The 13,868-nt window shown below is 39.8% G+C and carries 14 protein-coding genes, 1 tRNA gene, 1 other RNA gene and 1 pseudogene; 7 read left to right on the top strand and 10 right to left on the bottom strand.

The window, feature by feature from the left end; all coding sequences use genetic code 11:
* Positions 1-134: 134 nt before the first annotated feature.
* Positions 135-815 (top strand): ABC transporter ATP-binding protein, encoded by a 681-nt coding sequence (locus HMPREF2704_RS04910; protein ID WP_070845870.1) that lies wholly within the window; start codon positions 135-137, stop codon positions 813-815.
* A complete protein-coding gene (locus HMPREF2704_RS04905; protein WP_070845867.1) occupies positions 812-1,519 on the top strand; it encodes an ABC transporter in 708 nt (235 codons plus the stop codon). The genes HMPREF2704_RS04910 and HMPREF2704_RS04905 overlap by 4 nt, the downstream gene beginning before the upstream one ends.
* A 135-nt stretch (positions 1,520-1,654) precedes the next feature.
* Here HMPREF2704_RS04905 and HMPREF2704_RS04900 read toward each other — a convergent pair whose 3' ends face one another.
* The 10 genes and pseudogenes from HMPREF2704_RS04900 to HMPREF2704_RS04860 all read right to left on the bottom strand — a co-directional run bounded on the left by HMPREF2704_RS04900 (position 1,655) and on the right by HMPREF2704_RS04860 (position 10,165).
* Positions 1,655-2,188 (bottom strand): hypothetical protein, encoded by a 534-nt coding sequence (locus HMPREF2704_RS04900; protein WP_049474411.1) that lies wholly within the window; start codon positions 2,186-2,188, stop codon positions 1,655-1,657.
* A gap of 571 nt (positions 2,189-2,759) precedes the next feature.
* Entirely contained in the window at positions 2,760-3,905 is a 1,146-nt protein-coding gene (locus HMPREF2704_RS04895; RefSeq protein WP_070845865.1) for a low temperature requirement protein A, read from the bottom strand.
* Positions 3,906-4,068: 163 nt separating this feature from the next.
* Positions 4,069-4,425: pseudogene (locus HMPREF2704_RS04890) on the bottom strand (aldo/keto reductase); the annotation flags it as partial.
* A 619-nt stretch (positions 4,426-5,044) separates the two neighbouring features.
* On the bottom strand, positions 5,045-5,560 hold the full coding sequence (locus HMPREF2704_RS04880; RefSeq protein WP_003004261.1) for an HdeD family acid-resistance protein: 516 nt from the start codon (positions 5,558-5,560) through the stop codon (positions 5,045-5,047).
* A gap of 218 nt (positions 5,561-5,778) precedes the next feature.
* A complete protein-coding gene (locus tag HMPREF2704_RS10795; RefSeq protein ID WP_083324077.1) occupies positions 5,779-6,195 on the bottom strand; it encodes a helix-turn-helix domain-containing protein in 417 nt (138 codons plus the stop codon).
* A 518-nt stretch (positions 6,196-6,713) separates the two neighbouring features.
* Positions 6,714-7,724, bottom strand: coding sequence for a YeiH family protein (locus tag HMPREF2704_RS04875; RefSeq protein ID WP_031576934.1), 1,011 nt, complete (start codon positions 7,722-7,724; stop codon positions 6,714-6,716).
* A gap of 322 nt (positions 7,725-8,046) precedes the next feature.
* Positions 8,047-8,460 (bottom strand): helix-turn-helix domain-containing protein, encoded by a 414-nt coding sequence (locus HMPREF2704_RS10790; RefSeq protein WP_081103087.1) that lies wholly within the window; start codon positions 8,458-8,460, stop codon positions 8,047-8,049.
* Positions 8,461-8,556: 96 nt separating this feature from the next.
* Positions 8,557-8,629 (bottom strand) — tRNA-Lys (locus HMPREF2704_RS04870).
* Positions 8,630-8,634: 5 nt separating this feature from the next.
* Positions 8,635-8,827, bottom strand: a non-coding RNA gene (gene ssrS / locus HMPREF2704_RS04865) — 6S RNA.
* 66 nt (positions 8,828-8,893) lie between these two features.
* On the bottom strand, positions 8,894-10,165 hold the full coding sequence (locus tag HMPREF2704_RS04860; RefSeq protein WP_037608262.1) for a replication-associated recombination protein A: 1,272 nt from the start codon (positions 10,163-10,165) through the stop codon (positions 8,894-8,896).
* A 114-nt stretch (positions 10,166-10,279) separates the two neighbouring features.
* Here HMPREF2704_RS04860 and HMPREF2704_RS04855 point away from each other — a divergent pair, with 114 nt between their 5' ends.
* The 5 genes from HMPREF2704_RS04855 to HMPREF2704_RS04835 are packed head-to-tail and all read left to right on the top strand — an operon-like array spanning position 10,280 to position 13,810.
* Positions 10,280-10,750: a DUF3013 family protein gene (locus tag HMPREF2704_RS04855; RefSeq protein WP_024054562.1), complete on the top strand. Its 471-nt coding sequence runs from the start codon at positions 10,280-10,282 to the stop codon at positions 10,748-10,750.
* A gap of 12 nt (positions 10,751-10,762) precedes the next feature.
* Positions 10,763-11,218, top strand: coding sequence for an NUDIX hydrolase (locus tag HMPREF2704_RS04850; protein WP_024054561.1), 456 nt, complete (start codon positions 10,763-10,765; stop codon positions 11,216-11,218).
* On the top strand, positions 11,205-12,104 hold the full coding sequence (locus tag HMPREF2704_RS04845) for a GIY-YIG nuclease family protein (RefSeq protein ID WP_070845863.1): 900 nt from the start codon (positions 11,205-11,207) through the stop codon (positions 12,102-12,104). Before HMPREF2704_RS04850 ends, HMPREF2704_RS04845 begins: the two co-directional genes overlap by 14 nt.
* A 10-nt stretch (positions 12,105-12,114) precedes the next feature.
* Positions 12,115-13,065 carry a 50S ribosomal protein L11 methyltransferase gene (prmA, locus tag HMPREF2704_RS04840; protein ID WP_070845861.1) on the top strand — a complete coding sequence of 317 codons (951 nt, stop codon included), beginning with the start codon at positions 12,115-12,117 and terminating at the stop codon, positions 13,063-13,065.
* Between the two features lies 1 nt (position 13,066).
* Complete coding sequence (locus tag HMPREF2704_RS04835; RefSeq protein WP_070845857.1) at positions 13,067-13,810, top strand: 16S rRNA (uracil(1498)-N(3))-methyltransferase; 744 nt, start codon at positions 13,067-13,069, stop codon at positions 13,808-13,810.
* Positions 13,811-13,868 lie beyond the last annotated feature (58 nt).

Below are 13,868 nucleotides of genomic sequence, written 5' to 3'. Positions count from 1 at the left end.
AGAGGCTAGGACTTTTGTCCCAGCCTCTTTTTTGACTGTTCACGACGATTTTTTGACCGATTCTGACAGAGAGCTTCCAAGGTTTTCCCCTTGAAGTATAATGGACACAAGATCAATAAGAAAAGAGGGATCCTATGTTTCAGGTAGCATCTATTACAAAATCATTTAAGGAGAAAGCTGTATTAAAGGGGGTGTCTTTTTCGATAGAAGAAGGAGACAAAATTGCCTTGCTGGGAAATAATGGGGCAGGTAAAAGCACCCTGTTTAACATTATCGCAGGGCAGCTCCAGGCTGATTCGGGAACGATAAAGACTTCTCTTGATTTTCAAAGAGAAATTGGGATGATGCCTCAGGGAGATCTGCTCATCGAGGATCTAACCGTTGCTGAATTCGTCGAATTAAAAAGCCGGATGAATCAGCAGAAGCAGGCTGATATCAATGGACTCTTAGAAATGGTTGAATTGAGAGAATCAAGAGAGCAGATGGTGGGAAGTCTTTCTGGTGGTCAAAAGAGACGCTTGTCCTTGTTGTTAACTATTTTGAATCATCCAAAGTTGATTTTTTTAGATGAGCCGACGACTGGCATGGACTTGGAAGCAGTTGATAATTTTTGGAAATTGCTGGAGCAGCAAGAGTTTACATCTGTTGTGGTGACCCATGATTTTAACCAAATTGATGCCTTTTTTACAAAAGTCCTGATTTTAAAAGAGGGTCGAATTGCTGCAACAAAGGCTGTTGAGGATATTCACCAGGCTGGTCAAACTATTGAGCAGTATTTCCGAGAAGAGATGAATAAAGGAGGGGAACAAGCATGAGAAAGATTCAATTAAAACAAGTTTTACGAAATAAGCGCTTCGTATTATTCACCATTATTTTACCCATAGGCTGGTATATCTTCTTTTATCAGCTTCAAAAAGGGATTTCACCAAGTATTTTATTAGGCATTGCCGTATTTATCGGGGTCATTGGCAATAGCCTTGCAACTTTTAGTAAGCGAATCGCCTCAGATATCGGTTTTTATTCTTTTGAATCCCACTTTACAAACTATAGTGTCAAGAACTATTTATGGGATCAATCGATTGTACAACTGATTCTGAACAGTTTGATCTTTTTAGCAGTGCTAGTAGTTGCTGTCCTAGGTTTTCACTTTCCAGTGACGACTAACCTGTTGGTACAATTTTTCCTCTTATCCTTGATGGGGATCTACTTTAGTGTGATTGGCTTTGTACTTGGGGTGAGGGTAGATGCCAAGACGATTGATACCATTGGCTTTCCTGTTATTATTTTGGCCGCCATGACCATTATTCCCTTTGATACGCTTGGCGCAAGTGGAGGATTTATGGACTTGGTTGGCAAGCTACAACGGGTTTTCCCAGGCTATTATTATACAAAGCTGATCCAAGATTTGACTGAGAAACAAACGATTGATGCCACCCAAATAGCGCTCTTTGTTGCCGTATTTGGATTGAATTTGCTATTTATCTATCTGCTCGTACCCAAAGGAAAAATGGGGAATTAAGAACAGATAAAAAAGCCTTGAGAACAACTCAAGGCTTTTTCTTTGCTATAAAATGGTTCTTCTGTACTCTTCCTTCAAGTGCTTGGAAAGATCTTGCTATTCTAAAGTTCTAATGGAGGGCTTTTTTATTACATGCTAATAGAAAAAATCAATGCCGTAGTTTTCTTTTAGATAGGTCGCTAACTCGGCTTTTTCTTCCTCTCTAAATCGACAGAGGCTAAGGGCGAGACGCAATTTCAAGGTGCTTGTATTGATGATGATGTTTGACTTAGAAATATCTTCTAGCTGGGTGACTTCTCTGAGGTTAAAATCTAAATAGCAAGCCTTGCTGTTGACATGATCAGGGTCGCTGACGTCCACTTCAACATACGATGCTCGCAACAATTCTTCTTTGGGAATGAAGATTTCTTTTGAGAAGAAGAGTCCGGGATAGACCTCAATACCTTCAAAGGTGAATTCAAAGGAGACTCTGTGGCTAGTCAGTCTTTTGATGCCTGCAATTGTTGCGTAGATAGCAGCGAAAAAGAGGACGGTTGGAATCACAGTGAGAAGATTTAGTTGAGAAAAGTCGATCAATCCATGTAAGAGAAGAAAGAAAATTTGAATGAATATAGCCGATGCAAAGAGTAGATAGCCCCCACCGACATATTTTGAATAATAGATTTTCATTTTTGACTCCTTACATTTTAAATGCTATGAAAACTCGGAATTTCAAGTACCCTTATCATAGCGGATTCGGTGAAGAGCTGTCAAATGTTTGGTAGGGTTCAAAGGTGGTTTTTATTTTAAATGGAATAACAATGGTGCAGAATGATTTAACTTCGTAGGCTACATTATAGTATCTAAAAAAGTGAGCTAAATACTCTTAAGACAAGCAAAAAAGCCTTTGTTTTCAAGGCCTTTTGTGCATAAAAAATGCCCCCTACATGAATTTTTAAGAACTTTTCATATTGAAAATAAACAAAAATGTTGAAATATAGCTGATTTTAGGGAAATACTTTTAGGTATTTTCAATGTCAGGATTTAAAAATGGGGCAAAAGTGGGGCAAAAACAAATTAACGAAAAAAATATCGAGTTCGTGCATCAAGTAAATGATAAATTGCAAGAATAAGTGCAACATTTACTCGAACTCATCCTCTAGAGCTTCACTAGCAGTTCTGTAAGCTAAACATTTTCGTGGTCGGTGATTGATATCATATAAAGCCTTGGTTCCCAAAGCTTTTTTATGTTATAAACTCATTAAAAGAACCCCCAGTTAGATTTGGAATATTTTTTATTCTGTGTCACATAAAAATAAATAAAATGAATGGCTATAGCTAGAGTAAAAATGGTTGCAATACTCAACACTGTTATAGGATTAGAAGCGAAAAGCAAAGAGAGAATCAAGGCAGCCAGATAGAGTGTCGCTTGAGCACAGTAGTAACTTCTCGGATAGCGAAGATAGTTTTTGTTATAGGGCCCATTTGCTAGGACAGCAGCTTGGAAGAGGCCAATTCCGATATAAAAGAAGCTGATTGCAACGAGAAGATTAGCCTCGGGATTCAGGAGATAACCCATCGAAACTGTCATCAACATAAGCCCGATGAAAATAGGATAGTGACTATAAATTACAAATAATCCCTTTTGACTAGATCCTTCATCAATAGCATGGTCAAATTCGCCAAAATAAAACAAGAACAGGGAAAGCATGATAACGAAATTGAGAACCGAATAAATCGAGAAATTCTCGACTGTAAAGAAGCTAGCTAGCCCAACAACCATCTCTCCAAACGTAATAATCACAAGAAGGGAGACGCGCTCGATTAAATGGGGAAGATTTACCTGGAAATGCTCATCTTTAGTAATCAAGAAAATTGGCACAATAAATGTTAGCAGAATACTAGCAATAAAGATATAGACTCCAACGTAAATAGGAAAAAGAGCTGCCAGATAGACTCCTAAACTTCCTAGACCTGTTAACCATAGAAAACCTTTGATACTTTCCCGATCAGTATTATTGGTTGATTTTCTAAAAAATTCAACCAAATATTGAAAAAATAAGGTAAGGGTCAATGTACCAACAGCCCAACAGGTATAATAGAACCATTGTTGCCAATTGTATCCAATCATATTGGACATAAAGAGCATAAGTCCCATGTTGATAAACATGATTACCATGTTAAATAACGAGTTTGTTCCATAGCGATTGGTATAAATGGTTTGAATCATCCAGGAATTGATGATAACCATGACAGAGATGAAGAAATCAAGTAAAGAATCCCAAGCCACAACACCGCTATGAAAAGGGTGAATTAAAGCAGTTGCTTTTGAAATTGCAAAAACAAACACTAGGTCATAAAATAGTTCTGAAAATTCTACACGTTTATGCTTAATAAGAGTTGTCATATTAATATCTTTCTACTTTAGAAATACAATACATTATAACAGAAAATGGTAATGAAAGAAAAGGATATGCTTAAATAATTTCATGTGGCGCGAATTGTAAAAATCTTGACTTCTTTTGTCATTTACTTGAAAAAGCAACCCTGACGAGTTGATTAAAATCCTATTAAAAATTAACTTTGTCAGGATCATCCTGAGTTTTGATGCCTTGAATCTTATCCAAGACCGCCATATCTTCCTCTGATAAGTCGAAGCCGAAGATATCCAAGTTAGCTTTTATATTTTTAGGTGTCACAGACTTAGGTAGTGGCAAGAAACCTTTTTGAAGGCTCCAACGCAGAGCAACTTGTGCCACAGATTTACCGTTACGTTCAGCCACTGCTTCAACATCTTCATTTCCAAAAATACCACCTGTACCTAGTGGACTATAGGCTTCAATAAGGATATCGCGCTCTTGGCAATAGGCAACTAAGTCTTCTTGGTCACAACCTGGAGCCAAGAGGATTTGATTGACATGTGGAACATACGGATAAAGTCAAAGTCCTGGAGCACATTTATCTCATGTACCAACTCACAGGCGGAGTGATGGACGATTGATAGAAATGAACCACCTTCGAGGTGGTTTTTTCGACGAAAACGAGTGTGAGATAAATAACGAGTCTTTGGATGAGACTCGTTTATTTTGTGAATATAAACTTTTTGGTACAAAATTTGGTATAAAAAACAAAATGACAAGCAAAAAAGCCTTGGAACTCAAGGCTTTTTCCTGTTGATTTAGATGCCCCCTACATGGATTTGTAAGAACTTTTCATATTGAAAATAAACAAAAATGTTGAAATATAGCTGATTTTAGGGAAATACTTTTAGGTATTTTCAATGTCAGGATTTAAAAATGGGGCAAAAGCGGGGCAAAAACGAATGACTCGTATTTTGTTTGAAAACCTATAATACCTAATGATTATGCTATTCTAGATATATAGTTTTGTTATAAATAAATGTCAGTGCGAGATCAAATTGGAGAATAAAATGGAAAAACAAATTTCTACGTAGAATGGAATGCGAAAAAGTGATAATTAAAGAGACGAAAAAGCTGAGAATATGATTTCCCAGCTTTTTTGAATGCGATAGAAATAGCAACTAGACTATTTACGAAAGGCCTCAATAATGTAGGTGAAGCCAGTAACTAAAAATGAAAAGGCAATGACATAAACGACAAAGACACCTGTAGCCACTGGATTGAACAGAATCACTAGACCTAGTAAAAATTCAAGCAAGGCTACCCACATGATATTGCTACCAATAATAGGGAAAATCAATCTTAGACGATTGCCTTTAAAGAAAGCAATAATGGCTTCTACAATTAACCAAATTCCTACAATGGTCGGAATGACGACCGGCAGGGTCACAAAGCCATAAGCAACGAGGTAAAGAGCTAAGAGAAGACTAACAAATCCTTGGAAAAGATAAACAGGTGAGCGAAGCTCTTTTGGTGCAGAGAAATAGCCTAAAATAGCTGCTATAGAAGAAACCAGTAAACCAAATGAAATCCACCAGCTGTAAGCAACAAGATTAGCTACTGGGTTTGTAAATAGGAAAAGTCCTAAAAGGACAAAAACAACTCCTGCAAGGAATAGCAGTAAACGATTAGAAAATTTCATTTCAATACCCCCTATATAGTATAGTTTGCTAATAAAACTATTGTACTTATTTTTATAGAAAATGTCAATAAAATATATAAACAATTTGGAAGTTTCAGTCTGACTTACAAAAAGAAAAGGAGTTTTCACTCCTTTTCACAGATTGAAGACAAAGTCCTTATAAAAGTGTCTTCTAAAGATTTTAACTTCAATCTGAAGCGAGGTTATCCTCGCTTTTTCTATTTATCAAACAATTCCTTATTTTCAATTAAGAGTTCTAGTGGAGATTTATCCCTTGCTTCAATAAAACCAGGTTCATATTGGTTATGAAGTGTTCTTTTCTGAGAAGTTGGATCAATATACAACTCATCTCCATCTTCTGTGTATAGTTGGTTGCCTCTTGTTAAGTAAAGTAAATCCTCTAAGTACTGTCCATCAGTTTCTAGAAAATGTTCGATGTATTTGACAGCCTTTAAGATCTCACTTACTTTATCAGAGTATTCATTCGATTCAAGAACACTCTTTTCTAATTCAATCTCTTTACTAGTTCCAAATAGTTGGGTTGGAGTTGCATTAAAATATTCTGCTATCTTATCTAAATTTGCAAAGGTAGGATAGCTTTTTTGTTTTTCGTAGTCAGAGATGTCTGGAAAGATTGCTCATAAAAAAATGTGGGGCAAATGATGGGGCAAATCAGTTATAGACAAACAAAAAAGCCTTATAAATCAAGGCTTTTTCCTGTTGATTTAGATGCCCCCTGCATGGATTTGGAAAGGATTTTCATATTGAGAGTAATTAAAAATATTGAAATATAAGTGATTTTAGGGAAGTACTTTTAGGTATTTCCAATGTCATGATTTAAAAATGGGGCAAAAACGAATGACTCTCATTTGGTTTGAAAACCTATAATATCTAATGATTATGCTATACTAGAAATATAGTGTTGTTATCAATAAATATCAGTGCGAGACTAATCGGAGGATAAAATGGAAAAACAAATTAATGAAAAAATTATCGAAATGGATAGGGAATATCCCTTTTTATTTTGCTTTAAATCAGATTTTTGGATGGAATAGTAGATGATAAGACAAAATATCTTTGAACATACAAAAAGACAAACGCCAAAAATGACGTCTGTCTACGTTCTGAGGTAGCCTTTAGGCTCCCTTTTTTCTTAGAAAATACCGATGAGTAATTGCATGCCAAGACTAGTCAGGATGATAGCAATCCAGCAAAGGGCTCCAAGAAGAATGGATTTTCCACTGGATTTGATCATAGCAACGAGGTTAGTTTTGAGACCAATAGCACTCATAGCCATGATGATGAGGAATTTGGAGAGCTGTTTGAGAGGTGAAAAGAAGCTATTGCTAACACCAAAAGAAGTAAGGACGGTAGTTAGCAGAGAAGCTAGGATGAAGTAGAGAATGAAAACGGGGAAGATTTTTTTAAGCTTTACTCCTTGGTTGTTGTCTTGTTGACGGCTTTGCCAATAGGAGAGGAAGAGAGTAATAGGGATAATAGCTAAGGTACGAGTCAGTTTGACAATGGTTGCAGATTCTAGAGTATTGGTATGATACAGACTATCCCAGGCGCTAGCTGTGGCTGTTACAGAGGAAGTATCGTTGACCGCAGTACCCGCAAAGAGAGCAAAACCTTCGTTGGAGAGATGGAGCCAAGAACCTAGAGTTGGAAAGATAAGAGCTGCCAAGACATTGAAGAAAAAGATAACAGAAATGGCTTGGGCTACTTCTTTTTCCTTGGCGTGAATAACAGGAGCAGTCGCTGCAATGGCAGAACCGCCACAGATAGAAGAGCCTACCCCAATCAAGGTAGCTAGCTTTGTATCCATGTTAAAAAATCGTTGGAAAAAGAAAGCAATAATTAAAGCGATAGAAATAGTCGAAAGGATGACAGGAAGGGAAGATTTTCCAACTGCGAAAACTTGAGAGATATTGAGTCCAAAACCAAGTAAGATAACAGCATACTGAAGCAATTTTTTGGAGCTATAAGTCAAACCAGCATCCAGTTGTTTATAGGGAGTGAGAAAGGGGTAGAGAATCATTCCGATAAAAATGGCGAAAACAGGTGCTCCCACAACAGGCAGAAAGCCTCCTAAAACCCAAGAGATGATAGAAATGATCAGACAGGCTAACAGTCCTGCCCAATTTTTTGATAGAAATGACATAAAAACCTCCGAAAATAAATACCCCTTATTATAATCTTATTTATCAGAAAAGTAAAATAGAAAATAGAAAGTAGGAATAAGGTAGTAAATTAACGGAATTTTGCGGTCAGAGAGCTTTTTGTAATATAATAGATATATGTTCTTTGATCAATAAGGATGCAAATGTGGCATATGTTATTGAAAAAAATGAATTTGATGAGCCTGGACATGTGAAGTAATTATGTGAGATAAGAAAATAAATAAGAGAGTTGAAAATGTACTGATCCCAAAAGTTAGATTTTTTTCTGTCTAACTTTTGGGATCAGTACATATCCTCGCTTTTTTAATCTAATAGGTCCTTATTTTCAATTAAGAGTTCTAGTGGGGATTTATCTCTTGCTACAATAAAACCAGGTTCATATTGGTTATGAAATGTTCTTTTCTGAGAAGTTGGATCAATATACAACTCATCTCCATCTTCTGTGTATAGTTGGTTGCCTCTTGTTAAGTAAAGTAAATCCTCTAAGTACTGTCCATCAGTTTCTAGAAAATGTTCGATGTATTTGACAGCCTTTAAGATCTCACTTACTTTATCAGAGTATTCATTCGATTCAAGAACACTCTTTTCTAATTCAATCTCCTTACTTGTTCCAAAAAGTTGAGTTGGAGTTGCATTAAAATATTCTGCTATCTTATCTAAATTTGCAAAGGTAGGATAGCTTTTTTGTTTTTCGTAGTCAGAGATGTCTGGAAAGATTGCTCATAAAAAAATGTGGGGCAAATGATGGGGCAAATCAGTTATAGACAAACAAAAAAGCCTTGTAAATCAAGGCTTTTTCCTGTTGTATGTAGATGCCCCCTACAGGGCTCGAACCTGTGACCCATAGATTAAGAGTCTACTGCTCTACCAACTGAGCTAAGGAGGCAAATATAAAAAGCTGTATTGGTGCCGATACTTCACGATTTGTATTGAACCCGCGCAATTAAGCAGGTGGGCAACTCGCTCTGACTTAGCTGCTTCCGCGTGAAACGGCCTGCATACTGCCAGAAGTCTTTTGTTTCCCTAATAATACAAAAAATAGTCGGTCAACACTTAAGTGTGAAGTCGTACACCACAGCGTTTCTATATGTATATGATACCACATTTTGAAAATATTTCAAGGAAAAATCTCAATTTTTTGAAACCGATGTCACTTTTTCTTAAATTGATCAATCTTCTCCTTGGTGGCTCCGAGAGCACGCTCGTACTTGCCATTTTCATTGGGAATAAAGTAGGAAGCGTGTTTGAGCTTGTCTGGCAAGTAGTCCTGATTGACCCAGTTGCCAGGGTAGTTGTGAGGGTATTTATAGTTTTGCGCATTTCCCAGTTCCTTGCTTCCAGCATAATGACCATCGCGGAGGTGGCGAGGAATAGGAAGGTTGCCAGAACTTCTAAGATCAGCCAGCGCCTTGTCCATGGCAACGTAGGCTGAGTTGGATTTCGGCGAAAGGGCTAGATCGATGACGATGTTGGCGATGAGAATGCGGGCCTCAGGAAAGCCGATGCGCTCAGCTGCTTGTAACGCTGTCACGGTATGAATCTGCGCATCTGGATTGGCCAGACCGATATCCTCATAAGCGATGACAGTCAAGCGACGAGCTAGGCTGGGTAGATCTCCGGCTTCGATCAAACGAGCTGCATAGTGGAGACTAGCATCGACATCCGAACCACGGATAGATTTTTGCAGAGCAGAGAGCACGTCGTAGTGGCCGTCTCCATCTTTGTCCATGGTGATGTAGCTGCGCTGGAGACTGTTTTCCATGATCTCTAGCGTAATATGGCGAATTCCTTCTGCATTTTCAGAGGTCGACAGCACCGCCAGATCGAGAGAATTAAAGGCAGAGCGAAGATCTCCATTGGTTGAGGTAGCGATGAAATCCAAAGCGTCCTCATCGAGCACGACTGGAAAATCAAAGCCACGGTCGGGATCGTCCAGCGCCGTTTTTAGAGCTTGCTTGACCTCCTCCGTCGTCAACGGTTCCAGCTCAAAGATTTGTACGCGGCTACGAATAGCGGGTGTGACAGAGAAAAAGGGATTTTCAGTCGTTGCACCGATCATGATGACCAGACCACTTTCGAGCAAAGGCAGGAGAAAATCTTGTTTAGTTTTATCGAGGCGATGGATCTCGTCCAAGAGCAGGACCAAGCCACCAGAAAATTTGGCCTCCTCTGCGATTTCTTGTAGGCGTTTTTTACTGTCAACTGTTGCATTAAAGGTCCGAAAAGCATACTTGGTCGTTCCTGCGATCGCAGAAGCAATACTGGTCTTTCCGATCCCCGGAGGTCCATAGAGAATCATAGAGGACAGACGATTGGCCTCGACCATGCGACGAATGATTTTGCCTTCTCCAACCAGGTGCTGTTGACCGATGACTTGATCGATCGTTCGTGGTCGCATACGGAGTGCGAGATTGTCGGGCATTTCCTTCTCCTTTCTAGCTTTGTCTCCTTTCAAAGAGACGGTTTTTATGGTAAGATTGTAGTAACTATTGTATCATATTCCGCTCTAAGAGTGGGAAATTAGAAAGAGGACGCTATGTCTAAATACGGATTTTTAGATGTTTTACAAGAAGAGTTGGACAAGAACTTTCCTTTTGATTATGAGATTAGCTGGGACAAGCGCAATCATGCGGTTGAAGTGAGTTTTCTGCTTGAGGCGCAAAATCCTGCAGGAGTGGAGATGTTAGATGAAGACGGAGAAGTTTCGTCAGATGATATCCTTTTTGAAGAAGCGGTACTTTTTTACAACCCTGCCAAGTCAACAGTTAATGCAGAAGACTATTTAACTGTTATTCCGTATCTACCTAAAAAAGGTTTCTCTCGTGAATTCTTAGCTTATTTTGCGCTATTTTTCAAAGATACTGCAGAGGTTGGACTAGACGCCCTCATGGACTTTTTGGAAGACCCAGAAGCAGAAGAATTCGTCATGGAATGGAACCAAGAGGTCTTTGAAGAAGGAAAAGTTGGATTGGAAGAAGGAGAATTTTACCCTTATCCAAGATATTAGGAAGAAATGATTATGAATTTGGATTGTATTGATAAAAAGTTTGATTTTACGGGCTCTAAGATTGCCTTGATTTGTGGGGATAAGGTCTTGACTATCTTACGTGATGACAAGGACGATATCCCTTGTCCCAACATGTGGGAGTTGCCAGGTGGTGGTCGTGAAGGAAACGAAAGTCCTTTCGAGTGCGCGGCGCGTGAAGTTTATGAGGAACTGGGAATTCATTTAGGTGAAGACTGTCTGCTTTGGAGCAAGGTCTATCCCAGCGTGCTCTTTGAAGGTCGGCAGTCTGTCTTTATGGTCGGTCAGTTAAGTCAGGATCAGTTTGACAGTATCACCTTTGGGGATGAAGGACAGGCCTATAAACTGATGTCTATTGAGGAATTTCTCAATTCTAAACAAGCAGTGCCTCAGCTACAGGGGAGATTGAGGGATTATTTGGAGGAAAGTAAGGTAGATGCCAAATCGTAGTAAGAATATCAATATGTTTCTCATTAATGGAGAAGTTACTGGTATAATCAAATGTACCTTGTCCAATTGGACAGGGGTGATCTATAAAATTCCTCGAATTCAATTGGCAGATTTAAAATCACGTGATGAAATGAAGCAAAGTGGCATTTATTTCCTATTTGGTCGTAATGAGGATAAGCAAAAGGATGTTACCTACATCGGGCAGGCGACGAATCGCAAAAATGGTGAAGGTGTCCTTTTACGTGTTCAGGAACATACTCGTGACAATCATACAGATTATTTTAATGATGTCATTATTTTGACGACGCAGAATAACTCCTTTGGACCCACGGAAATTAGTTACTTGGAAAATAAATTTACACAACTAGCAAAGGACGCGGGGCGCTTCATTGTAAAAAATGGGAATGAGCCCAATTCTGGGAATGTAACAGAAGAAAAGCAATCCGAGTTGGATGAGGTTGTAGAAAATACTTTGATGATTGTAGGAACCTTAGGGTACCGAGTGTTTGTTCCTATGACCAAGAAAACAGGTCAGAATGTTTCTGATGAAAATTCAACTTATCTCTATCTAAAGCGAAAAACCAAGAAATCAAATAGAACGATCGAAGCAATCTGTGAACAGACTTCAGAAGGCTTTGTTGTTTTAGAAGGAAGTCAAGTGGATGTGGTTGATTCATCCGCAATACCAGCAAGCCTAAAAGAATTGCGTAAAGAGTTAATCAAAACAAATATGATTAAAGATGGTGTTTTACAAGAAAAACAACTGTTCTCCAGTCCATCTTACGCAGCCGCTTTTGTACTAGGCATGAATACGAATGGTCGAACGGATTGGAAAAATAAGGACGGTAAGACTTTAAAAGAATTAGAAGAAACAATGGATTGTTAAGGAGAATCAAATGGAAACATGGCAAGAGTTAAAAGTTACAGTGAAGCGTGAGGGTGAGGAACTAGTCTCCAACCTCTTGATCGAGTTAGGCGCCCAAGGGGTAGCAATCGAAGACAGCATGGATTATGTGGGAAATGTCGACCGCTTTGGTGAGATTTTTCCTGATGTCGAGCAGCAAGAAGAAATCGTGGTGACGGCCTACTACCCGGAAACGGTTGATGTAGCAGCGGTTGAAGCGGACTTGCAGGCTCGCTTAGCAGAATTGACGGATTTTATGGATCTAGGAGAGGTCAAGATGGGTACGACTGCCTTGGCTGAGGAAGACTGGGCAGACAACTGGAAGAAATACTATGAACCAGCTCGTATCACTCATGACTTGACCATCGTGCCGTCATGGACGGACTATGAGGTGACAGCGGGAGAAAAGATTATCAAGCTGGATCCTGGTATGGCCTTCGGAACAGGAACCCACCCGACAACCAAGATGAGCCTCTTTGCCTTAGAGCAGGTTCTCCGTGGTGGCGAAACGGTGCTAGATGTAGGAACTGGTTCAGGTGTCCTTTCCATTGCTAGCTCCCTTCTTGGTGCCAAGGAAATCTTTGCCTATGACTTGGATGACGTAGCGGTTCGCGTCGCTCAGGAAAATATTGAACTCAACCCAGGCATGGAAAACATCCATGTAGCCCCAGGCGATTTGCTGAAAGGCGTGGAGATTGAGGCAGATGTCATCGTGGCCAACATCCTGGCGGATATCCTTATCCATCTGACAGATGATGCTTATCGCTTGGTCAAGGATGAAGGTTATCTCATCATGAGTGGCATTATCAAGGACAAGTGGGACATGGTGCGCGAGTCGGCTGAGTCAGCAGGATTCTTCCTTGAAACCCACATGATCCAAGGGGAATGGAATGCCTGCGTCTTCAAGAAGACCAAGGATGTCTCCGGTGTGATTGGAGGCTAGCATGCAGCAGTATTTTGTAAAAGGTTTGGCTAGCTCACCTGTCGCCATTGAGGACAAGGAAACCAGCAAGCACATGTTTCAGGTCATGCGCTTAAAAGAAGATGATGAGGTGACTTTAGTCTTTGATGATGGGATCAAGCGCTTGGCGCGCGTGGTCAATGTAGAAGCCCGTCAGTTGGAGCTGGTTGAGGAATTAGCTGACAATGTGGAACTGCCAGTCCAAGTGACCATCGCATCAGGCTTTCCCAAGGGAGACAAGCTGGAGTTCATCACTCAGAAAGTAACAGAACTGGGTGCTAGCCAAATCTGGGCCTTTCCTGCAGACTGGTCCGTTGCCAAGTGGGACGGCAAGAAGTTGGGTAAAAAGGTCGAAAAACTAGAAAAAATTGCCCTTGGAGCAGCCGAGCAAAGCAAGCGGAATTTGGTCCCAAGCATTACCCTTTTTGAGAAAAAGGCAGACTTTCTGGCTCAGTTAGAACAGTTTGATCGGATCGTGGTGGCTTATGAAGAGTCGGCTAAAGAAGGAGAGGCAGCAGCTTTACTTCAGTCTCTGACCGGATTGGAAGCTGGAAGCAAATTGCTCTTTATCTTTGGGCCAGAGGGAGGCCTCTCCCCTGCAGAAATTGAAAGTTTTACAGTTAAAGGAGCCATTCTTGCAGGACTTGGTCCTCGCATCCTGCGAGCAGAAACAGCGCCACTCTACGCCCTCAGCGCCGTGAGTGTTGTCACAGAATTAATGAACTAACGAAGTGAAGGAATCGCTTCGTTAGTTTTTTTACAAGAATGATGAAAGCAAGGTGGAT

The sequence above is a fragment of the Streptococcus sp. HMSC076C09 genome (assembly GCF_001837905.1).
GTDB classification, from domain to species: domain Bacteria; phylum Bacillota; class Bacilli; order Lactobacillales; family Streptococcaceae; genus Streptococcus; species Streptococcus parasanguinis_I.
This window is presented reverse-complemented; position numbering and strand designations above follow the sequence as displayed.

What these genes read in the sequence shown, in the direction of transcription:
- HMPREF2704_RS04910 (WP_070845870.1), top strand. Translation starts at nt 135, where the DNA reads ATGTTTCAGGTAGCATCTATTACAAAATCATTTAAGGAGAAAGCTGTA.
- HMPREF2704_RS04905 (WP_070845867.1), top strand. Translation starts at nt 812, where the DNA reads ATGAGAAAGATTCAATTAAAACAAGTTTTACGAAATAAGCGCTTCGTA.
- HMPREF2704_RS04900 (WP_049474411.1), bottom strand. Translation starts at nt 2,188, where the DNA reads ATGAAAATCTATTATTCAAAATATGTCGGTGGGGGCTATCTACTCTTT.
- HMPREF2704_RS04895 (WP_070845865.1), bottom strand. Translation starts at nt 3,905, where the DNA reads ATGACAACTCTTATTAAGCATAAACGTGTAGAATTTTCAGAACTATTT.
- HMPREF2704_RS04880 (WP_003004261.1), bottom strand. Translation starts at nt 5,560, where the DNA reads ATGAAATTTTCTAATCGTTTACTGCTATTCCTTGCAGGAGTTGTTTTT.
- HMPREF2704_RS04875 (WP_031576934.1), bottom strand. Translation starts at nt 7,724, where the DNA reads ATGTCATTTCTATCAAAAAATTGGGCAGGACTGTTAGCCTGTCTGATC.
- HMPREF2704_RS04860 (WP_037608262.1), bottom strand. Translation starts at nt 10,165, where the DNA reads ATGCCCGACAATCTCGCACTCCGTATGCGACCACGAACGATCGATCAA.
- HMPREF2704_RS04855 (WP_024054562.1), top strand. Translation starts at nt 10,280, where the DNA reads ATGTCTAAATACGGATTTTTAGATGTTTTACAAGAAGAGTTGGACAAG.
- HMPREF2704_RS04850 (WP_024054561.1), top strand. Translation starts at nt 10,763, where the DNA reads ATGAATTTGGATTGTATTGATAAAAAGTTTGATTTTACGGGCTCTAAG.
- HMPREF2704_RS04845 (WP_070845863.1), top strand. Translation starts at nt 11,205, where the DNA reads ATGCCAAATCGTAGTAAGAATATCAATATGTTTCTCATTAATGGAGAA.
- prmA (WP_070845861.1), top strand. Translation starts at nt 12,115, where the DNA reads ATGGAAACATGGCAAGAGTTAAAAGTTACAGTGAAGCGTGAGGGTGAG.
- HMPREF2704_RS04835 (WP_070845857.1), top strand. Translation starts at nt 13,067, where the DNA reads ATGCAGCAGTATTTTGTAAAAGGTTTGGCTAGCTCACCTGTCGCCATT.